The 19799-nt window shown below is 69.7% G+C and carries 16 protein-coding genes and 3 pseudogenes; 12 read left to right on the forward strand and 7 right to left on the reverse strand.

Features of this window, described 5'->3' with window-relative positions; translation table 11 throughout:
* The first annotated feature begins 31 nt into the window (after positions 1-31).
* A complete protein-coding gene (locus IE265_RS20155; protein WP_190037031.1) occupies positions 32-2323 on the forward strand; it encodes an ABC transporter permease in 2292 nt (763 codons plus the stop codon).
* Between the two features lie 1218 nt (positions 2324-3541).
* Complete coding sequence (locus IE265_RS20160) at positions 3542-4225, forward strand: S1 family peptidase (RefSeq protein ID WP_190037032.1); 684 nt, start codon at positions 3542-3544, stop codon at positions 4223-4225.
* Positions 4226-4426: 201 nt separating this feature from the next.
* On the opposite strand, the gene IE265_RS20165 is transcribed toward IE265_RS20160, so the two are convergent.
* Complete coding sequence (locus IE265_RS20165) at positions 4427-4795, reverse strand: hypothetical protein (protein WP_190037033.1); 369 nt, start codon at positions 4793-4795, stop codon at positions 4427-4429.
* 915 nt (positions 4796-5710) lie between these two features.
* On the opposite strand from IE265_RS20165, the gene IE265_RS20170 reads away from it, so the two are divergent.
* Both IE265_RS20170 and IE265_RS20175 read left to right on the forward strand, forming a co-directional pair.
* Positions 5711-6361, forward strand: a complete 651-nt coding sequence (locus IE265_RS20170) for a DUF1707 SHOCT-like domain-containing protein (protein ID WP_190037034.1) — start codon at positions 5711-5713, stop codon at positions 6359-6361.
* A gap of 340 nt (positions 6362-6701) precedes the next feature.
* Positions 6702-7337 carry a uracil-DNA glycosylase gene (locus IE265_RS20175; RefSeq protein WP_190037035.1) on the forward strand — a complete coding sequence of 212 codons (636 nt, stop codon included), beginning with the start codon at positions 6702-6704 and terminating at the stop codon, positions 7335-7337.
* A gap of 125 nt (positions 7338-7462) precedes the next feature.
* Here IE265_RS20175 and IE265_RS20180 read toward each other — a convergent pair whose 3' ends face one another.
* On the reverse strand, positions 7463-8143 hold the full coding sequence (locus IE265_RS20180) for a class I SAM-dependent methyltransferase (protein ID WP_190037036.1): 681 nt from the start codon (positions 8141-8143) through the stop codon (positions 7463-7465).
* Between the two features lie 431 nt (positions 8144-8574).
* Here IE265_RS20180 and mscL point away from each other — a divergent pair, with 431 nt between their 5' ends.
* Positions 8575-9018, forward strand: a complete 444-nt coding sequence (mscL, locus tag IE265_RS20185) for a large conductance mechanosensitive channel protein MscL (protein WP_190037037.1) — start codon at positions 8575-8577, stop codon at positions 9016-9018.
* Between the two features lie 84 nt (positions 9019-9102).
* Here the strand turns inward: mscL and IE265_RS20190 are convergent, their stop codons facing one another.
* The gene (locus tag IE265_RS20190; RefSeq protein ID WP_190037143.1) at positions 9103-10350 is read right to left on the reverse strand and encodes an RNA-guided endonuclease InsQ/TnpB family protein; all 1248 of its coding nucleotides are present in this window, start codon (positions 10348-10350) and stop codon (positions 9103-9105) included.
* Positions 10351-10377: 27 nt separating this feature from the next.
* Here IE265_RS20190 and IE265_RS39495 point away from each other — a divergent pair.
* From IE265_RS39495 to IE265_RS20200, 4 genes and pseudogenes are all read left to right on the forward strand, one after another.
* Positions 10378-10452 (forward strand): annotated as a pseudogene (locus IE265_RS39495) (IS200/IS605 family transposase); the annotation flags it as partial.
* Positions 10449-10595: pseudogene (locus tag IE265_RS38460) on the forward strand (pyridoxamine 5'-phosphate oxidase family protein); the annotation flags it as partial. The pseudogenes IE265_RS39495 and IE265_RS38460, both read left to right, overlap by 4 nt.
* Positions 10596-11095: 500 nt before the next feature.
* Complete coding sequence (locus tag IE265_RS20195) at positions 11096-11698, forward strand: PadR family transcriptional regulator (RefSeq protein ID WP_190037038.1); 603 nt, start codon at positions 11096-11098, stop codon at positions 11696-11698.
* A gap of 63 nt (positions 11699-11761) precedes the next feature.
* Positions 11762-13480, forward strand: coding sequence for an acyl-CoA dehydrogenase family protein (locus IE265_RS20200; RefSeq protein ID WP_190037039.1), 1719 nt, complete (start codon positions 11762-11764; stop codon positions 13478-13480).
* A gap of 46 nt (positions 13481-13526) precedes the next feature.
* Here IE265_RS20200 and IE265_RS20205 read toward each other — a convergent pair whose 3' ends face one another.
* Positions 13527-14117, reverse strand: a complete 591-nt coding sequence (locus tag IE265_RS20205; protein WP_190037040.1) for a methyltransferase family protein — start codon at positions 14115-14117, stop codon at positions 13527-13529.
* Positions 14118-14288: 171 nt separating this feature from the next.
* Between IE265_RS20205 and IE265_RS38465 the strand changes: the two genes are divergently transcribed.
* The gene (locus tag IE265_RS38465) at positions 14289-14594 is read left to right on the forward strand and encodes a hypothetical protein (protein ID WP_229916317.1); all 306 of its coding nucleotides are present in this window, start codon (positions 14289-14291) and stop codon (positions 14592-14594) included.
* 122 nt (positions 14595-14716) lie between these two features.
* On the opposite strand, the gene IE265_RS38470 is transcribed toward IE265_RS38465, so the two are convergent.
* A complete protein-coding gene (locus IE265_RS38470; RefSeq protein WP_229916318.1) occupies positions 14717-15001 on the reverse strand; it encodes a hypothetical protein in 285 nt (94 codons plus the stop codon).
* A gap of 314 nt (positions 15002-15315) precedes the next feature.
* On the opposite strand from IE265_RS38470, the gene IE265_RS20215 reads away from it, so the two are divergent.
* Positions 15316-16584, forward strand: coding sequence for an epoxide hydrolase family protein (locus IE265_RS20215; protein WP_229916320.1), 1269 nt, complete (start codon positions 15316-15318; stop codon positions 16582-16584).
* 41 nt (positions 16585-16625) lie between these two features.
* A complete protein-coding gene (locus tag IE265_RS38980; RefSeq protein ID WP_268255803.1) occupies positions 16626-16751 on the forward strand; it encodes a hypothetical protein in 126 nt (41 codons plus the stop codon).
* A gap of 557 nt (positions 16752-17308) precedes the next feature.
* Here the strand turns inward: IE265_RS38980 and IE265_RS20220 are convergent.
* Both IE265_RS20220 and IE265_RS20225 read right to left on the reverse strand, forming a co-directional pair.
* A pseudogene (locus IE265_RS20220) lies at positions 17309-18274 on the reverse strand (FAD-dependent oxidoreductase).
* A 112-nt stretch (positions 18275-18386) separates the two neighbouring features.
* Positions 18387-19373 (reverse strand): winged helix-turn-helix domain-containing protein, encoded by a 987-nt coding sequence (locus IE265_RS20225; protein ID WP_190037041.1) that lies wholly within the window; start codon positions 19371-19373, stop codon positions 18387-18389.
* Positions 19374-19799: the final 426 nt, after the last annotated feature.

A 19799-nucleotide genomic window follows, 5' to 3' on the forward strand; every position in this document is an offset into this window, starting at 1 on the left:
CGCAGCCGCCGAGCCGAGAGGCTGAACGGGCATGCGTGCCACGTTGCGCTGGGCGCACGCCGACCTGCGGACCCACCGGGGTGAAGCACTGTTCATCGTGCTCGCCACCGCCGGGGTCGTCGCCTCGCTGCTGCTGGCCGCCGCCCTCTTCGGCTATGCCACGAATCCCTGGCAGCGGGTCTTCACCCAGTCGCACGGCGCCCACGTGTGGATCCACGCCGGCCCCACCGCGGACACCCGCAGGCTCGCGGACATGGACGGCGTGCAGTCGGTCGCAGGCCCGTATCCCACCGCCGTCACCACCGTCGAGTCACGCGGCACCCGGGCCTCCGTCGAACTGCGCGCTGCCGCCGAACCGCCCGCCACCGGCCGACCGCTCCTCACCTCCGGCCGCTGGCTGGACCCCGCCCAGACGGACGGCGTGGTGCTGGAGAGCAGCCTCGCCCGGGCCCTGTGGGCCGAACCGGGCGACATCCTCACCCTGCCGGGCCCCACCCGGACCCTGACCGTCCTCGGCGTCGCCGACAGTGCCGAGCCCCGGTACGGCCCCGGCGAACGGCCGGGCCTCGTGTGGGCGCTCACCCCACTGGTGCGGAGCACTGTCGGACACACCGGCCAGGTGATCGGCCTGCGGCTGACCGACCCGGGCGACACCGACTACGCCGTCCAACGGGCCGTCACCCTCCTGGGCGCCAGAGCCGTCACCGACGTCGCCCCCTGGCAGCAGGCCCGGGCGGAGGCCCAGGGCGACAACCGGCTGCTCGGACAGGTCCTCGGCCTGTTCGGGCTCGGCGCGCTGATCGCCGCCGGGCTCGCCATGCACGGCGCGATCGGCACCCGGATACGCGGCCATCTGCGGGACATCTCCGTACTCAAGGCCATCGGCTTCACACCGAGCCAGGTCGTACGGATCTTCCTGCTGCAGCACGTGGCGTACGCCCTCCTGGGCGCCGTGCTCGCCACCTCGCTCACCCAGGTGCTGGGCGGCCGGATCCCCGGGCGCCTCGGCGACGCGGTCACCGTGTGGCAGGGCGCACCGGGCCACACGGCAGCACTCGTTTCGGTGCCCGTGCTCGCGGTGCTGTTCATCGCCGCCACCACCGGCCTCGCCGCCTGGCGAGCCGGACGGGTACCTCCGGTGCCCGGGCTGCGAGCGGCGGCGCCACCCGGCGACCGCCTGCCACGACTGGCCCGCCGCGCCCTGGGCCTGCGGATACCGGCCGGGCTGGTGCTGGGGTGGCACAAGGTCTTCACGCGCCGGCCCCGCTCGCTGGCCACGGCCGCCCGCCTCGCGCTTCCCCTGCTCCTGATCGTCGTGGCCATGAGCGCCTGGACGACCATCGACCGTTTCGACACCCGGCCCGAGGAGATGGGCCTCGCGTCCACGCTCACCGTCCGCCCGGACGAGAGCCTCGGCGAACCGGACGTGAAGACCCTCATGGCCCGCAACCCCGACATCACCGGCGTCCACGCCGGCGTCCAGGTGGCGGCCTTGGTCCCCGGCCAGACAGGCACCATCGCCCTGCGAGGCCTGGGTACCCGCAAGGACCCCTATCCGTTCTCCGTGGTGGAGGGGCGTCCCGCGCGCGGGCCCGACGAGGCCGTGGCCGGCCAGGGCCTGCTCGACCTGCTGGACGTACGCGTCGGCGACTGGGTGCGGATGACCGTGGGCCCTCAACCGCAGATCCTGCACATCGTGGGGCGCAGCATCGAACCCGCCAACGGCGGCCGCGTCATCTCCACCCCCCTCGACACCCTCCGCGAGAACGATCCCGAACTGCGGCCCACCCTCTACCGGCTGCAACTGCGCCCCGGCGCAGACCCGCACCGGGTGGCCGCCGCGCTGACCGCGGACGCGCAAGGCCGCTTCGACGTCCACCCGGTGAGCAACCCGGCCGACGGGCTGTCCCCGCTGCGCGCGGTCGTCGCGGGCCTGATCGTCGTACTGGCACTGATCGGACTCATCGAACTGCTCACCGCGATCGGCGGCATGGTCCGCGAGGGCGAGAGAGACCTCCTGGCGCTCAAGGCCATCGGCCTGGCACCGCGGCAGATCACCGCGATCACCGTGACGGCGACGGCGTGCACGGCTCTCGCGGCGGTCCTGACCGGAACGGCTGTGGGGCTGCCCCTCGCCCACTGGCTGATCGATGCCCAGGGCAGGTCCAGCGGCATCGGCGCCGGTATCGCGCAGGGACCGCCCGCGGCGCTCCTGGCGCTGTTCGTCGCCGCCGCGGTTCTCGGCGCCGCCGCGCTGGCGGCCCTGCCCGCCGCCCGGGCGGCCCGCCTTCGACCGGCAGACACGCTGAGCGCGGGTGGCTGAGCCGAACTCCACCGCAGGCGGGACCGCTTGCGGGCACTGCCCGCCGAACCGCGCAGACGCCGGGGCGCATCTGGGCCGGGCTCGGGTCCACCGCTCCCCCACTGACGCCTTCGCCCGCGGACCCGGGTGGGGCCTGCCGGACGCCGCAGGAGCGCCCGGCGGGCCTTGTGACTCATCGTGGGACGAGCCGCTGTGCCACTCGGACGAGCTGGACCAGGACGGTCGGCAGGCCGTTCAGCGCGTGGAGTGCCGACGCGCGGTACGGGCACCCCGCCCTGGGTCACCTACTTGGCTCCGTTGCCGTACTCGGTGACGGTGAAGGCGTCGAGAAATTCGCCGACCTTCTTGTCGACAATCGACTTGTCGTCCCACTTGGCGGCTCGACCGCTTCGCAGCGCAGCTGGTTCTTCGTCACCTTGATGCCCTGGGGAACGTCCCGCACCTCTCTGCGGGACGCCGGTCGCCGGGCGGGGCGGGCCTCGCGGTGCCTCGCGGTTGCTGTCGGGACGCAGGATCGGAGGCGATGTCCGTGGCCCTCGCGTGGCAATCCGAGTGCACTGCCATGGTCAGTAGGGTCTAATGGGCCGTTGCGCACGGGTCAGCAGGTGCTGGTCGAAATCGGTGGTCAGCCCCGCTCCGGACCTGTGTGGTTCTCAGACTCTGGATGGTTGTGCATGGCTGCTGTGTCACCCGAATTCAACTCTGCCCGGCCCGAGGCGACTTCGTCCGGGTCACCCGCGGCGCCTCAGCATGCCGGCCTGTTCCTCCAGCCGCAGTACACCGTCGACCTTCCGCCCTTGGACGAGGAGGACGTGCTGCCCACGGAGCCTCCGTCACACGCCCCTCGGCGGGGCGGGGCGGCGCGAGGTCGATAGGACCTGTCGTCGCCTGCGGCCGGGCCCGGTGGGCACATCGCCCCGCCCGCCCGGCCGGAAGGCGGCTCCAGCGGCTCCAGGTCGGTGCACCCGGTCGTCCTGTCTCCGTTGTCGCGGGTCCGGCGGCTGTGACCGTGACACCCAGGGCCGGCTCACCCGGGCCGGTCGTCGCGGCCGGCGGGTCGCGCGCGGCGAGGGCCGCGCGGCGGTGAACACCGCCGCCGGACGACTGGACCGCGAGGTCGCCGAGTACGACCGAACTGCGTCTGTCGGCTCGCCCGCCGTACCTCCACCATGAGGGGACGGTCCGGTATCGGACCATCGACGACCCTCGGGAGGGGCCGTGAGACGTCTGCACACGTGCCTGGGGATGCTGACCGCGACCGTCACGGTCGCGGTCAGCATCCTCTTCGGCACCGTTCCGTCCGCCGCGGCTGTTCAAGTGACGACAATCAGGGGCGGCACCGTGCTCTACGCGGCCACCGGCGCACAGTGCGTCGTCGGCTTCAACGCGAAGGGCAACGGCGTCTTCTACGGTGTGATGGTCGGGCACTGCTCGGGCGCCCACACCACCACCTGGTACGCCGACGCGGCCCGCACCGTTCAGGTCGGGGTCACCGCCGGCGCCTCCTTCCCGATCGACGACTACGGGGTGGTCCGCTACACCTCGAACACACTGAACCTGCCCGGTGACATCGCGCTGGGCGGGGGCGTCAACCAGGACATCACCGGAGTCGCGAGCCCGACGGTCGGTCAGTCGGTCTGCCACGCCGGTCGGACCAGCGGGGTCCACTGCGGGAGGGTGACCGCGCTGAACGCCACGGTCAACTACTCCGAAGGCGCCGTCCACGGCCTGATCCGGTCCACCGCCTGCTCCGAGCCCGGCGACGCGGGAGCCCCGGCGTACTCCGGCACCCTGGCCGTCGGCTTCCTCGTCGGGTCCAGCGGCAACTGCACGTCCGGCGGAGTCTCCTACTACCAGCCCGTCGCGGAGGTCCTGTCGAACTTCGGCCTCACCCTGTACTGAGGGAACGCCGGAATCCGTCGCAAGCGCAGCCGCTTCGGCAGACGTCCGTGCCCCGCCGGAGCGCCGAGGTGACCCTGCCCGTACGCGCGATGTCAGGTACCGCTCGGCGGCAGGCGCTGCGGCACTTCTGTTCGCTCCCGACGACCTTGGTGCCGATCGCAAGTACGTCGGCAAGGAGCCGGCGGTGCAGGTCGGTCAGGTTCACGCGGACGGCACCTTCCGGACAGCGGCCAACTCGGGGAAGGCGGTTTCCCAGGCTTCCAGAAGCGGCCGGCTGATCAAGGTGCGCAACACTGGCCACTGTCCGAGCAGCAGGTCCCGGTTCAGGAGAGTGACCAGGTCCTGGCGCTGCCCTTCGGCCAGGACGGTGCGGTAGAGGCCCATCCGCGAGCGCGGCTGCTCCAGGTCGTACGAGCGGCGTCCCGACCAGGCCACGTGCACTGGCAGGTCGACCGAACCGTGAGTGGGGCCCTCCAGGTCCCCAAGACGCGCGGGAAGCCGCTTGGCGTACTGCTCCCGGAGCAGCTCGAACGCGTTCGGCACCGGAAAGCGAGAGGAGCGGAGAACCATGCCCCTGACTATCGCCTGCCCGCCCGCGCGGGTCACGACCGTCGAGGCGCGAACGCGTGCCGGGCCGTTGCCAGGGCTTCGGTGTAGTCAGATGCCGTCCGGTTCGGGTTGATCCACCGCACCTTGCGGTGTTCCGGGAGCGGAGTATGCGGCGGGGCGCTGGCCGCCGAGGCGGATCTCCTGGCCGTCGCGTCTCGCGTGGCCACAGTGCCGGGCAGTCCGAGCGGAGTGTTCGCGATGGTCACGAACGATGAGGCCGAGGAGATCGGTCTGGGGCGACGCATGGAACTGCCCCTCGGATAGTGCTCGACAGCGCCGGCGGGTGACACGCCGCCGGCTCGACGGCTCCCGACAAGCGGGACAGGCACAGACTTCCAAGATCATGGAGTTCTCGTGATGCCAGTCGGCGCAAACAATCAAGGGGAAGCCTCCGCGCCGATCAACTGCCCGAGCGCGTAAGGAGGTGAGCCACCCATGCGGCACCGAACAGCCCCAGCGGCACGAACGCACCTCCGAACGCCGCGGCCTCCCACGACCACCCGCTCCTGAAGCGCAGTACGCACATCAGCGTCAGCGCCACCGGCGGGCAGCAGAAGATCACATACTTGACGTCCCGCTCATGCACCTTGGGCTCCCATCCCTCCACGAGGAGCCCAAGGTTCCCACAGGGCACCAGGTGAACCGGTCCGGATTCGGTGGAAACTCGGTCCCCTCGCGCGCCGTCGGTCGGCGGTGCGATGCGAGCGGCCGCCGCCGGCGTCCCGCACGGACGCACCGCCGGCACCCCGAAAGCCCTCACACCTCGGGAACAGCCGACGGGCCCGGACGGGAGCCGTGTCGCGACATGGCGTTAGTCTGCTACTCGCGCCGCTCCCCGCGTCGCGCGAAGACGTTCGAGAGGACCAGGACGGACACATGTCGGGAGATGTCTCGCCCACCGAGAAGCACTCCGGCACCAGCCCGCAGCCCGAACTGCGCGCCTCTCACGCGGATCGCGACCGGGTGGTGGACGTGCTGCGTATCGCGGCGGGTGACGGCATGTTGACCGCAGACGAGTTGGACGAGCGTCTGGAAGCCGCCCTGTCGGCGCGGACTTTGAGTGAACTCGCCGTGCTCACCGTCGACTTGCCAACCGTGTCGACCGCAGCTGACGGTACTGCCGCAGAGGTCAAGGACGTCGTCCGGATCGCGCAGGTGTTCAGCGGCAAGGTCGAGAGGACGGGCCGCTGGGTGCTGCCGCGACGATTGGAACTCGCGGTGACCTGGTGCGACGTGACGCTCGACTTCACCGAAGCCGTGATCACTCAGGACACCCTGCGAATCGATGTCGCCATGACAGGCAAAACCCTGACGCTGGTCACAGGGCAGGGCGTCGAGGTCGACACCGACGGACTGACCCTGGTCCACTGCAGGCTCCGCCACCATCGCAGGCGGACACCCCCGGGCACCCCGGTCACCCTGCGCGTGGAACTGGTCGGCCACAAGGCCCACGGCAAGGTGGTGGTACGGCCCGCTCGTCGGACTCTGGGGCAGTGGCTGCTGCGCAGGCCCACACCCTCTCCGTAGGAGATCGGCTCAGCCGGGACGAACCGCCGGTGGGGCGTTTCACCAGTGACAACGCATCGGGGTGGAGACAGCGAAAGGGAGTCACGACCATCGGCACCCTGACGGCCGGCGGTGCTCATCCCGGAGCCCGGAAGGCCGGCACAGGTCGTGCGGCATCGCCGCCCGACGAGCATGCTGGAGAGACCAGTGCACCCGCGCACCTCAAGACGTCAACGGGCCACGGGAGGGTTGGAGTGATGCCGAATACCGCCTCCGACCAGGCGTGATGCCGTCCCACCACAGGGTCTCGGGCCCTCTGAAGATCTCGGGCGCAGCGCGGAAGGGACGCAAGGTGGAGCCGGTGGACCTCGGCCGATTCTGGAAACTGCTCCATGCGCTGCCCGCCCCGGACGATGCGCAGTTCCTCTACGGACCGGAAGCCGACGGCAGGCTGCGTGAACGCAATCTGCGCCACTATCTCCAGCTGATGGGACACATTGGTCCCCGGACCGTCCTCCTCGGCGAAGCCCCCGGCTACCGCGGCGCCACCGTGAGCGGCATTCCCTTCATGAGCGTGGCCCAACTCCGGGCGAGACCCGGGCTGATCACGGGCTCCCCCGACGGGGACGGATTCGAGATCCCGGACGACCCGCCGGCACTCTCGGAAGCCTCCTCCACGATCGTGTGGCGTGCCGTCGCAGCGCTGCCGCCGCCGCTCCCGCTCTTCTGGCCCGTCTACCCCAACCACCCCCACGAGGCGGGCAAGCCGCAGAGCAACCGGACACCGCGGGGCAGTGAGGTCGCCGCGGGCCTGCCCATCGCTCTGGCCCTCGTGGAGGCTTTCGACATCGAGACGGTCGTGGCAGTGGGCCGCAAGGCGCAGGACGCGCTCGCGCGAAACGGCGTGAAGGCGATCGCCGTACGCCATCCCGCACAGGGCGGCGCTCGCATCTTCACCTCACAGATCGCCCGGCTCAACGATCTCGCAGCGGAGTGAGGTGCCTGGCCTCCAGCCTTGCCCCCCACCCCCTACCGACCCCAGCCGCCCCGTCCGCGTGATCACCTGGCGGCCCAGCCCTCGCACCGGGGCGGCTCAGCCGCCCGGCCTGCGCGAGCGGGGGCTCAGCGCAGTCGGCGTGCGCGCAGGACCACGTCGTCGGTGTGGTGAGCGCCTGCGCCGCCGTCCGGGGCCACGCGTGGCCGCTGCTCGTCCACCTGCGTCTCCCAGTCGTCGGTGAGCAGCGCGGCCACCATCGAGGGCCACACGTAGTCGGCCGGGTCGAAGCCGCTCTCGTGCGCCTGCTGGGTGTCCATCCCGGCGTGGTGCACGAGCAGCAGCACGCCGCCGGGCGCGACGGCCGCGAGCAGCGCCCGCTCGGCCGCGGCGTCGGGGGTGCGCAGCAGGGCCGGGTACTGCGCGGAGACCAGGTCGAAGGAGCCCGGCGGGAGCTCCGCCTCGGCCAGAGCGGCGTGCACCCAGCGAACGGTGACGCCGGCGTCCCGCGCGTGCCCGGCCGCCCGCTCCAGTGCCACGCCCGAGACCTCGAGTGCGGTCACGTCCCAGCCGCCGCGCGCGAGCCAGATGGCGTCCGCGCCCTCGCCGCAGCCGACGTCGAGCACCCGCCCGGGGGTGGGCCCGGCGGTCTCGGCGACGAGTGCGCCGTTGGGCCGGCCGCTCCACAGCTGCTGCCGCTCGGAGTACCGGTTGTCCCACTCCGCCCGCACCGCGGGATCGCCGAGATACCGGTCGGCGGGCAGGGTGTCGTCGGTGGCGGGCGGTCCCGCGGTGGTGTCGTCAGTCACGGGCCCACCGTCGCCGAAGGCAACACCGTGGTGCCAGTCCTTTTGCCGGTCCGGCAAAAGTGGTGCGTCTCACGCCGTCGGGGGCGGCGGACCTGGGGGAAGCAAGGTGTTCCTGCTGTGCTCGGTCGGCGTTCCGAGGGCACCCAGCGCGGGCTTCGCACGGCTGCCGACGACCGGGCCGCGCCCCGCCCCGCCGTGTCGTGTCGTGCCCGGGCCGGGCACCGGGTGTCCTGGTCGAACCGGCACACCGATCACACCACCCGGCCCGCCCGCCGCACTCGCCGTCCTCGACGGCCGAGGCCCGGGAACATCACTTGCGACTGCTCCGGCAGGCATTGGGCACCAGGGGCAGGGCATCCGGGAATGGGGCGGGGCGTGGACCACACCCGCGGGTTCGCCCGTCGACGTCGAAGAATCTCAAGGAGGAGAAGGTGAAGGGCTTCCGCAGCTTCATCCTGCGCGGCAATGTGGTCGACCTGGCCGTCGGTATCGTCATCGGGGCAGCCTTCACCGCCGTGGTGAACGGTTTCGTCGGCGCCTTCCTGACACCACTGGTCGGGCTGGCGACGGGCGCCACCGGAAACATGAACCGCAAGACCTTCACCGTGGGCGCCACGGAGTTCCCCTACGGCCCCTTCATCAACGCGGCGATCAGCTTCCTCCTCGTCGCCGGCGCCCTGTACTTCCTGGTCGTCCTGCCGATCAACAAGCTGCACGAGCGCCTGGCTCCCCACAACGACGTCCAGGCGCCGAAGCGGGACTGCCCCGAGTGCCTCAGTCCCGTCCCCGACCAGGCCCGACGCTGCGCCTCCTGCACCGTCGCCCTGCCCCCCGTACCCGCCCAGGCCGAAGAGACCACCCAGCGCACCGGGTGAACGACCGTCCACCCCTTTCAACTGGCGGCGTTTGCGCAGACGTTGCCCCTACTGTTCGATCATGCCTTTGACGTGCTCCCTGGCTTAAAGGGCAGGGATTCCGGTTTGGGTCGGTTGACCCTTCCGGGGGCTTCCTGTTTCACCGCGCTGTGCCGGGACTTTCGTCCTGGTCTTACCGGCGCTCCACGAGGCGTTTTGCGTCTCCGCCCGTCCGGCGGCGACGATTCGGCGTCCTTCAAAGAGGACGTTGCGTGCTGCGTTGTGGTCACGGTCGTGCACGGTGCCGCACGCGCTGCATGTCCACTGGCGGACGTGCAGGGGCTTGGGACCGTCCCGGAATCCGCAGGCCGAGCAGACCTGCGAGGACGGGAAAGCGCGGTCCACCTTGGTGAAGGTGCGGCCGTGGAGGGCCGCCTTGTATTCCAGCATGCCGACGAACGCCGACCATCCCGCGTCGTGCACGGACTTGGCCAGCCGGGTACGGCCGAGACCGGACACCGCGAGGTCTTCCACATACACCGCTTGGCTGTCGCGAATGATCTGTGTGGAAGCCTTGTGGTGGAAGTCCCGGCGCCGGTCCGCCACACGCGCGTGCTGGCGTGCGACCTTGATACGGGCCTTGGCCCGGTTCTTCGATCCCTTGGCCTTGCGGGACAGCTCCCGCTGAAGGCGCTTGAGTTTCTTCTCCGCCCTGCGCAGGAAGCGGGGGCTGCCGATCTTCCGTCCGTCGGACAGGACAGCGAAGGCGGACAGGCCGAGGTCGATACCGGTGTCGATGTCCACCTCGGGCAGGAGGTCCGGCTCGGTGTCCACGACGCAGCTGAGGAAGTACCGGCCACAGCTGTCCTTGGTGACGGTCAGGGACGTGGGCGCGGCCGGAAGCCGACGGGACCACGTGACCTTGAGGTTGCCGACCTTGGCCACATACACCGTGCCGTCGCCCTGGAGGCAGAAGGCATTGGTGTTGAGGCGGATCGACTGCCGGGTGTCCTTCTTCGACTTGTAGCGGGGAGGGCCGACCTTGCGGCCCTGCCGTTTGCCCTTGAGCGAGTCGAAGAAGTTCTTGTAGGCGGTGTCCAGGTCCCGCAGGGACTGTTGCAGGACGACCGCCGACACGTCGGCGAGCCAGGCGCGTTCCTCGGTGCGCTTGGCCTGGGTGATGCGAAGCCGGGACAGCTCGGCCGACTTCACGTACGGCAGTCCTGCCGCGTGTGCTTCCTTGCGGTCGCGCAGGCAGTCGTTCCACACCACGCGGGCGCACCCGAACGCACGTGTCAGCGCACGGCGCTGGGAGGCGTCCGGGTAGGCCCGGTAGTTGTAGCGGAGCTGCACACCCACGATCCTAGGACAATTGGTCTCATGGATGGGCAGAACGACTACAGGCGTGGCAGGCATGTTGTTTCGGCGATGCATGTGCACTTGGTCCTTGTGACCATGTCGAGCGGTCGCGTTCCCTCGACGAAGCGCCGACGGGGCCGCTGGTCGTGGTCGAGGCCGAGCGAATCGTGTATACCGAGCACTGGCTGCGCCGCGACGGATTCGCGCCACGTCAGTTCTGGACCCGAGCGGACACCTAGCAGGAAACTCTCGACCGGCCGCCGGGGCGCTCAGCGGGACTTGGCGGACTCCTCGGCTCGGGCCCGGCTGCCGGCGAGGCAGTGGGCGGGGGCGCCGGCGCGTTCCATTCTGTCGTCGTTCCGATCCGCAGCCGGTTGCCCGTCGAGGTCGCGCAGCTCGATCTCACGCGCCCATCGTCGCAGAGCGCCCGGGGCGGACCTTGCCCGATACGGCGCCGCCGGGGACGGTGGCGCCCGGCAGTGCGGACGGGCGGCGCCGCTCGGGCCGTCGGATGTCGTCGACCTTCGAACGGCTGCGTACCCGCACGCGCCGGGCCGGGCCCCGGGGACGGCACGCCACACGGTTGCCGGGACGCGGACGGCCTCCACTCGGCGCGGCCCATGGCGACGTGCACGGGGTGTGCGCGGGCCGTCGCGCCGAGGCGGCCCCCGGGTGAGCCGTGTCTCACCGGGGCGGCGCCGCTTGTCTATGCAACGAGTTGCATAGAAAGCTGTGGGGCATGGCGCTCGAACACGCGATCCTCGTCTCCCTGCTGGAGAAGCCCGGCTCCGGCTATGAGCTGGCCCGGCGGTTCGACCGGTCCATCGGCCGCTTCTGGACCGCCACGCACCAGCAGATCTACCGCGTTCTCAACCGCATGGAGCGCGAGGGCCTTCTCGCCGTCCGCGAGGTGCCGCAGCAGGGCCGCCCGGACAAGAAGGAGTACTCAGTCGCCGACCCCGGACGCGCGGCTCTCTCACGATGGCTCCACGAGCCGATCGAACCGGAGAGCCTTCGCCACGATCTCGCGGTGAAGATCCGCGGCACCGCCTTCGACGACCCGGCGGCACTCATCGGCGAGGTCGAGCGGCACCGGGCGGCCCACTGCGACCGGCTTGCGCACTACCTCGCCGGGGAACTGCGCGACTTCACCGGGCCCGACGCCCCGGCCCCCCTGGACGCGGGTCAGGAACTGCAGCACGTCGTGCTGCGCGGCGGCATCGCGTACGAGCGGATGACGATCGCCTGGCTCGACGACGTCCTCGCCACGCTCCACACCCTGGGCACGAAAGCCAGTGACGTGGCCGCCCCGCAGGGCAGCACGCCGGCCCCCTCGGCCTGAGCGGCCCACTTCCCCCGTCCCCGTACAGCACTCTCCGACCCCTCCTCCGGAAGGCGACCATCCATGGCCAGTTCCTTGCTGTTCAACCCGCACACCTACGACCCGACGCACTTCGACCCCGAGACGCGCAGGCTGCTGCGCGCCACCATCGACTGGTTCGAGGACCGCGGCAAGCGCCGCCTGATCGAGGACTATCGCTCCCGCGCCTGGCTCGGCGACTTCCTCGCCTTCGCCGCCAAGGAGCGCCTGTTCGCCACGTTCCTCACCCCGGCCTCGGCCGCCGCGGACGAGGACCAGCGCTGGGACACCGCGCGGATCGCCGCCCTGAACGAGATCTTCGGCTTCTACGGTCTCGACTACTGGTACGCCTGGCAGGTGACCGTCCTCGGTCTCGGCCCGGTGTGGCAGAGCGACAACACCGCGGCGCGCAGCCGCGCAGCGGACCTCCTGTCGCAGGGTGAGGTCTTCGCGTTCGGCCTGTCCGAGAAGACCCACGGCGCCGACATCTACTCCACCGACATGCTGCTGGAGCCCGACGGCGACGGCGGCTTCCGGGCCACCGGCTCCAAGTACTACATCGGCAACGGCAACGCGGCAGGCCTCGTCTCCGTGTTCGGCCGTCGTACCGACATCGACGGCCCGGACGGATACGTCTTCTTCGCGGCCGACAGCCGCCACCCGGCGTACCACCTGGTGACGAACGTCGTCGACTCGTCCAAGTTCGTCAGCGAGTTCCGCCTGGAGGAGTATCCGGTCGCGCCCGAGGACGTCCTGCACACCGGCCGCGCCGCCTTCGACGCGGCCCTCAACACCGTCAACGTCGGCAAGTTCAACCTCTGCACCGCCTCGATCGGCATCTGCGAGCACGCGATGTACGAGGCCGTCACCCATGCGCACAACCGCATCCTCTACGGCCGCCCCGTCACCGCGTTCCCGCATGTGCGCCGTGAGTTGGCCGAGGCGTACGTGCGTCTCGTGGGCATGAAGCTGTTCAGCGACCGCGCCGTCGACTACTTCCGCTCGGCCGGTCCGGAGGACCGCCGCTACCTGCTCTTCAACCCGATGACGAAGATGAAGGTGACCACGGAGGGCGAGAAGGTCGTCGACCTGATGTGGGACGTCATCGCCGCCAAGGGCTTCGAGAAGGACAACTACTTCTCCCAGGCGGCGATCGAGATCCGTGGCCTGCCCAAGCTCGAAGGCACGGTCCACGTCAACCTCGCGCTGATCCTCAAGTTCATGCGCAACCACCTGCTGGACCCGATCGACGTGCCCGCCGTGCCGACCCGGCTCGACGCGGCCGACGACGCCTTCCTCTTCCGGCAGGGACCGGCCCGCGGCCTCGGGTCGGTGCGCTTCCACGACTGGCGCCCCGCCTACGACGCGTACGCCGCGGTGGCGAACGTCGCCCGTTTCCGGGAGCAGGCCGACGCCCTGTGCGAGTTCGTCTCCACCGTCGCCCCCGACGAGGAGCAGAGCCGCGACCTCGACTTCCTCCTGTCCGTGGGGCAGTTGTTCGCGCTGGTGGTGCACGGGCAGCTGATCCTGGAGCAGGCGCGCCTGACGGACCTGGACGAGTCCGTGCTGGACGAGCTGTTCTCCGTGCTCGTCCGTGACTTCTCCGGGCACTGCGTCGAGCTGCACGGCAAGGACTCCGCCACCGAGCGGCAGCAGCAGTGGGCACTTGACGCGATCCGGCGCCCTGTCGTGGACGAGGCGCGTTCCGCGCAGGTGTGGCAGCGCGTGGAAGCGCTGTCGGGGACGTACGAGATGGCGCTCTAGCCGGCCGGCCCCACCGCGGGAAGTCCTTCCAACACCTGCCGGGGGCCTACTTCATCAACTCGTCCGGTCCGGCGTCCTGTTGCTCGCGGGGCGGCCGGGCCGGACGAGTGGTGGAGGCTGTTCCGACGTGACGGTGGTCCGTCGGGCGGGCCTGCCATGGGCGCAGCCGCGGCCACCAGCCCGGTACCGCCCGGCGGTAGGTCTCGTACTCCGCGCCGAACGTGCGACGCAGCCGCGGCTCCTCGTGCCACCGCGCGAACGCCCACATCACCATTGCGGCGAGCAGCCCGTACGCGAGCAGGATCGGGCGGCCGAGGAGCAGTGCCTGTCCGACGGTCGCCGCCGTGACCGCGACGTACATGGGGTTGCGCACATGGCGGTACAGCCCGCCCACCACCAGGTGCTCGGTGGGGGCGATCGGCGCGGGAGTCCCCAGCCCCTCCACGACGAACCGCGTGAAGGCGTGCACCAGCACCGCCGCCCCCGCCAACAGGACGACGCCGCCGAGCAGTCGGACGGGCAGCCACCAGTCTCCGGCCTGCCACCCCGTCACCCACCACGGCACGACCCCGGCCACCGTGCCCGGCACCAGCGCCATGAACACCGAACTCCCCACGGCCGCCCTCGATCTGCGCATGCGGTCAGGATGACCCCCGCGCCCCGCGCAGTAAACGGGACTGCCAACCTCCGGTCTGCGACGCCGAGTACGGGCAGGTCCTCGGTGAACACCCGGTTCGCCCGGCCGGGCGCGGGGCACAATCGTCTTCCGGTACGTGCCGGGGGGCGGGGGGAGCTGATGAGGCACGCCATGCGCTGGGTGTTGGTGGTGGCGCTCAACGTGGCAGCGTTCGCGGCGGTGTTCCTCCTCTTCTACGCCGTCGACATCGCGGCGTTCCAGAGGGTGCCAAGGACGGCTTGCGGGGTGTTCAGCGGCACCGCTGCTGCGCCGCCTTCCGGCTTGTCCGGCTGCGGTTTGCAGCAAGGTCGGAGCACCACCCCACCTCAGGCCCCAAAGGACAGCGGCGGCCCAGACGATCGCGTGTGTTGTGGCGACGGCAAGAGCTGCGGTGGCGAGAGTGAACAGCACTGCGCCGGTGACCACCAGAGCCCGTAGCCAGCGGTCGACATTGCGTCCGACGTGCCAAATGCTCACCAGGCATGCGACACCGAAACCTAGGAGAACCGCGTCGGTCGCTGCCCGAGCCCGGCGCGCTGTAGGTAGGCAGCGCTGTAGGCCTAGATGATCGTATGCCCGAGAACGAACGTCGTGACCGTGACCATGATCGCCGCGACACCCGGCACCACCAGGGTCTGCCTCAGGGGCGACTTCGCTGACTCTGGTGCGGGGCCCGAAGGCTTGGCGTCAGCCTGTTCAATGGCGGGTTGCCCCACACCGGTGACGGACACGCTGATCCAGCCGATGACGGCAAGAGCGACCAGGGAGACAGCGCCAAACGCCACCCGCCATCCCACCTGTTCACCGATCAGCGTGCCAGCCAGAACCCCCAAGGACAACGCCACAAGCGCGGCACAGTGCAAACCTTCGAGCAGGAGCAGTCTCCCAAGGCCCCGGTGCAGGGGCATGCGGTGTCGTGCGTCTCCCGCCTGCCAGCCTGATGCTCGAGAGGAAGCGTCCGGCGCAGTGACGTACTCCGTCCTGTGGGCGGGCGAGCACGGGCAGCGGTCTCCACCTCGGCGTGAACGACTTCAACCGGTTGCACCAGAGGCCACTACCCTATGGCCTGATACAAGATGCTTTCATCCGATTTGTGACATAACGTCGATCAATGACAGAGCGCTGCGCTCTGTCATCACCCGGCCCGCAGCGTCCCCAAGTGGTTAGCCAGAACGGTTGCCCGCGGACGGTGCAAGCCTCGATCGACTACAGCGGGGAGCCGTCCATGCCTGCCACCTCACAGAATGCCGAGATTCGCCCGTTCACCTTTGATTTCCCCGACGCGGATCTACAGGAAATGCGTCGGCGCATCAAGGCCACGCGCTGGCCCGAGCGGGAAACCGTCGCGGACAAATCCCAGGGCGTGCCGCTCGCCACGATGCAGGAGCTCGCGCGCTACTGGGCCGAAGACTACGACTGGCGCAAGTGCGAGGCGAGGCTCAAGAGCCTGCCGAACTTCATCACCGAGATTGACGGGCTGGATATCCACTTCATTCACGTCCGCTCCAAGCACGAGAATGCTTTGCCGCTGATCGTGACGCACGGATGGCCCGGCTCGCCCATCGAACAGCTGAAGATCATCGAGCCCCTGACCAACCCCACAGCCTACGGAGGGAAGGCTTCCGACGCCTTCGACGTGGTGATTCCGGCGATGCCCGGCTACGGCTTCTCGGGCAAGCCGACCACGAACGGCTGGGGTCCGCCGCGTATCGCCAGCGCCTGGGCAGAGCTCATGAAGCGCCTCGGCTACACGAAGTACGTCGCACAGGGCGGGGACTGGGGTGCCGTCGTCACGGATTTCATGGGTGCACAAGCCCCTGAAGGGCTGGCTGGCATCCACACCAACATGGCTGGTGTGGTTCCGGACGCCATCGACGCGGCGCTCGCAACCCACAACCCGGTGCCGACGTCCGATCTCACGGACGAGGAGAAGCGCACTGTCGAGCAACTGCAGTTCTCCTGGAACTACGTTGCCTACGCGCTCATTATGGGCTCACGCCCACAGACGCTGTACGGGCTCGCCGATTCGCCCGTCGCACTGGCAGCATTCATGCTCGACCACGACCCGAGGAGCCTGGACCTGATCGCCCGTGCCTTCGCGGGAGAAGACGAAGGCCTGACAAGGGACGACGTCCTCGACAACGTCACGCTGTTCTGGCTGACGAACTCGGGAATCTCCGCAGGACGCCTCTACTGGGAGGACCTGACAGCCGGCATTTCATTCTTCGGCGTCAAGGGTGTCTCACTCCCGGTCGCGGTGAGCGTCTTCCCCGACGAGCTCTACGCGCCTCCGCGGAGTTGGGCCGAGAGGGCGTACCCCAACCTCATCCACTACAACAAGCTCCCCAAGGGCGGCCACTTTGCGGCATGGGAGCAGCCGGAGTACTTCGTGGATGAGCTTCGTACGGGATTCCGGTCCCTGCGCTGAACGCCGTACGAGCAGCCGTCTCGCGGCATCGTCGGTGGAGCGTGGGCCAGACCTTCACGTTCAAGGGCGATTTCCCCGTCATGGAAAATGCCGTGTCGGGCACGGTTCAGATGAATGCGAACGAAGCGGAGGCGCGCAAGTTCGGCGTCGGACTCGGCTGGCCATGACGGAGCAGGGCATCGGTCTACGACCGGTGCCCTGCTCCTGCGCACGCTGCCGAAGTCGCTCCGGCCGGTTGGGTGATTCGCCGTCGTCCTGCGCGGTGAACGCATGCAGCTTGTACCGGCAATCACCGCGTTGGTGAAGCACCATTTGACAGCGAGATCAGCGGCGAAGTCTCCTAGCCAGTTCGGAATTCCTTCGAGTTCAGCGATTGGGCTCTCTGCTGGGACCAGGGCTGATCGGGGTGGGACCGGCAGCGTCGCGCCCGCCGTCTCCGCCTGGGTGGCACAGCCTGATGGGCACTCAGTCAGCCGCTCGCCGGTACAAGCAGCTGGCGGGGCGGGATCTCGGAGCCTGGCCCAGGATCACGGCTCGAAGGCGGCCTGGGCGTCCTGCACGCGCGCTGAGCATTCCCAACGTGTCTTCTTCGCCCGCCAGAGGGTCCTGCAGCTCAGGGGACGGCGGAAGGTCACCGGGGGCCTGCTCCAAAAGCGTCTACCCGAACGCAACCTCCCTCAGCACGGGTGGTCGGGTCCGGCCGGGGCACACAGGGCAGCTCGGGTCACATTGTCGGGGCCTTCTCCGGCTCGGCGAACGGCACGTCGAAGATCGCGGCGAGGAAGCGTTCGGCGTCGAGTACGGCCATGCAGCCGCTTCCGGCGGCGGTGACGGCCTGCCGGTAGGTGTGGTCCACGACGTCACCGGCGCCGAGACTCCCTTCACATTGATGCGCGTCAACGACATCACGACTTTGAGGCAGCGCTCTTCGTCGAGGTCGAACTGCCCGGCGAAGAGCTCCGTACGGGAATCGTGGCCGATGACGATGAACAGGCCCGTGACAAGGAGTTTGGACGTCTGTTCCGTCTTGAGGCTGTGCAGAGTAAGGCCGGGAGAGCTTCTGGTCGCCGCGGACAACGACCGCCGTGCTGTCCCGGGCGAAGGTGATTCTGGGGTCGGCGAAGGTGCGTTCCTCCACGACCATCGAGGCGCGCAGGCAGCCACGCCGGTGGACGACGGTGACCGACCAGTCGAACCGGGCGAGGAGGCTCGCTTCTTCCACGGCCGTGTCGCCGCCGCCAGTCGATGGTCTGGTCTTGAAAACAAAGCCGTAGCAGATGGCACACCAGGAACCGGCCGGTCCGGCGAGCGGGTCCTCGTTGGGGAGGCCGAGCTCGCCGTGCTGGGATCCTGCCGCCCCGATGACCGCTGTGGCGCGGTGCTCCGCGCCGGTCGCGCTCGTGATCGTTTTGGTGTCCCCGTAGAGGTCGGCGGCGACCAGGTGGTCAGGGATGAGTTCGTCGCCGAAGCCCTCTGCCTGGGAACGCATGTTGGCCGTGAGGTCGGGGTCCTGGATTCCGCTCTGAAACCTCGGGCAGTTCTTCACGTCGATGGTGTTGATCAGCGCGCCGCCAGCGGTAACGAACCGTCGAACACCTGCGGTTCCAGCGAAGCGCGTGCGGAATGCAGGACGGCGCCGTATCCGGCCAGCCCCGGAACCGATGGTGATCAAGTCGTCGAATTCACCCATGGGTTCCCTCGCAGACCGCCCTCTCGAGAACGGGAAGATTCCGCCATCTGCTCCGCCCCGGTGTTCCCTGCCGCCTCCTGCCCACGGGCAGCCGGGGCCCGCACCGTGCGACTCACTGCTGCTGGGCGTCGAGGAGGGCCAGACCAAGCGGAGTGGGACTGTGCAGCACGGAGTTCCGGTGGCGCAGCGAGGTGATCAGTCCGGCTTCGCGCAGTGTGGAGGCGTGCTCGCTGGCGCTGGCCGGGGCGATACCCGCTCGAGCGGCCAGTTCCTTTGTGGAGCAGTTGTGGTGCTCTGCGACGGCGGCAAGGACCGCGGTGCGGGTGCGGCCCAGCAGCGCCGACAGGCCGGCGGACCGCGCCGGGCCCGCAGCGGGAGCCGTGAGCTCGCGGCGCTGGTCGGGGCATGCCGGATAACTCACGCCGACCTGCCGGCCTTCGGTGACTACAGCGCGGGTGCAGAGCATCGACGGAATCAGCAGGAGGCCTTGTCCGTCCAGGTGGAGGTCCCGGGCGGCACCGCTCATCATGCGGATTTCCAGAACGGGTGGGTTCCACCGCATCCACTGGGGGTTGGCCTGGGTCAGCAGTTGCTCGACGCCGCCGGTGAGCAGCTGCTGCAGGCGCAGCGTGCGATCAATGGACAGGTGTTCCGTGAACTGGGCCCAGTACGGACCGAGCAGACACGCGTGGAGGTGGCTGAGCCCTGTGCAGACTTCGGCGAACAGGGAGGCGTCGTCGGCCAAGCGGCGGGCCCATGCGGGAAATGAAGGCCGGCGCCGCTCCGTTTCCATCAGGTTCGCCCTGACGCGGGCGCGGGGTGTGCCACGCACGTGGTCCACGAGGTCTTCGATGGCGCCCGTTCTGATGGGGCTGAGGAAGCCCGGCGAATGCCCCACGGCTGGCATGAGAGCCAGAGCCATGCGGGCCGGGGCGGTGAGCTGGGCGCGGGCGCGGCGGCGCCAGGCGTCGAGCCGGACGGGCTGGCTGCGGCTCTGCAGGGTGCGTGCGGCAAGTTCCAGCTCGTGCAGTGGCATCGGCGCTTCGGCCACGCGGGTACGGGCCAGGTCCTGGAGCGTGAAATGTATGCGGTAGGCCATGGCAGCCTGCGGCGGTCCTTCCGGAATGTCGTTCTTCGGGCCAGGCCGAATCACATCGAGATCGTTTTGATCAAGGGAGAAGCTGGGCCCGTCAGTCAGCCGATGTGACCCGGGGCGGACTCGTACGACGGGACGTGTGACTACGCAGGCCGGTCGCGCCCCGTGCGCACTCCCCACGGGCTGCCGTTGCGAGGGGGGTTGTTGCAGGCATGCCCAAACGCTTCATCACCTGCCGGAACGGTAGCGGTCACTGACTGGCTGCGCCTCACTCCGCCCGCCCCGCCATGTCGCCGGACGCGGTCCCCCGTACCCCCTCCCGAAGCGCCTGCGCGCAGCCGGCGGGAGCGGGCGATCGGCTCGCGGCGCAGGGCTGCCCGCGAAGCAGCGGTGGCGGCTGTCGGGCGGCCGGCCCATCACCAGCCAACA

The organism is Streptomyces fructofermentans (assembly GCF_014651055.1).
Classification (GTDB): Bacteria; Actinomycetota; Actinomycetes; order Streptomycetales; family Streptomycetaceae; genus Streptomyces; species Streptomyces fructofermentans.

Bases quoted from the DNA above. Each gene is read 5' to 3' on its own strand.
- IE265_RS20155 (WP_190037031.1), top strand. From the start codon at position 32: ATGCGTGCCACGTTGCGCTGGGCGCACGCCGACCTGCGGACCCACCGG.
- IE265_RS20165 (WP_190037033.1), bottom strand. From the start codon at position 4,795: ATGGTTCTCCGCTCCTCTCGCTTTCCGGTGCCGAACGCGTTCGAGCTG.
- IE265_RS20170 (WP_190037034.1), top strand. From the start codon at position 5,711: ATGTCGGGAGATGTCTCGCCCACCGAGAAGCACTCCGGCACCAGCCCG.
- IE265_RS20195 (WP_190037038.1), top strand. From the start codon at position 11,096: ATGGCGCTCGAACACGCGATCCTCGTCTCCCTGCTGGAGAAGCCCGGC.
- IE265_RS20200 (WP_190037039.1), top strand. From the start codon at position 11,762: ATGGCCAGTTCCTTGCTGTTCAACCCGCACACCTACGACCCGACGCAC.
- IE265_RS20205 (WP_190037040.1), bottom strand. From the start codon at position 14,117: ATGCGCAGATCGAGGGCGGCCGTGGGGAGTTCGGTGTTCATGGCGCTG.
- IE265_RS38465 (WP_229916317.1), top strand. From the start codon at position 14,289: ATGCGCTGGGTGTTGGTGGTGGCGCTCAACGTGGCAGCGTTCGCGGCG.
- IE265_RS20225 (WP_190037041.1), bottom strand. From the start codon at position 19,373: ATGGCCTACCGCATACATTTCACGCTCCAGGACCTGGCCCGTACCCGC.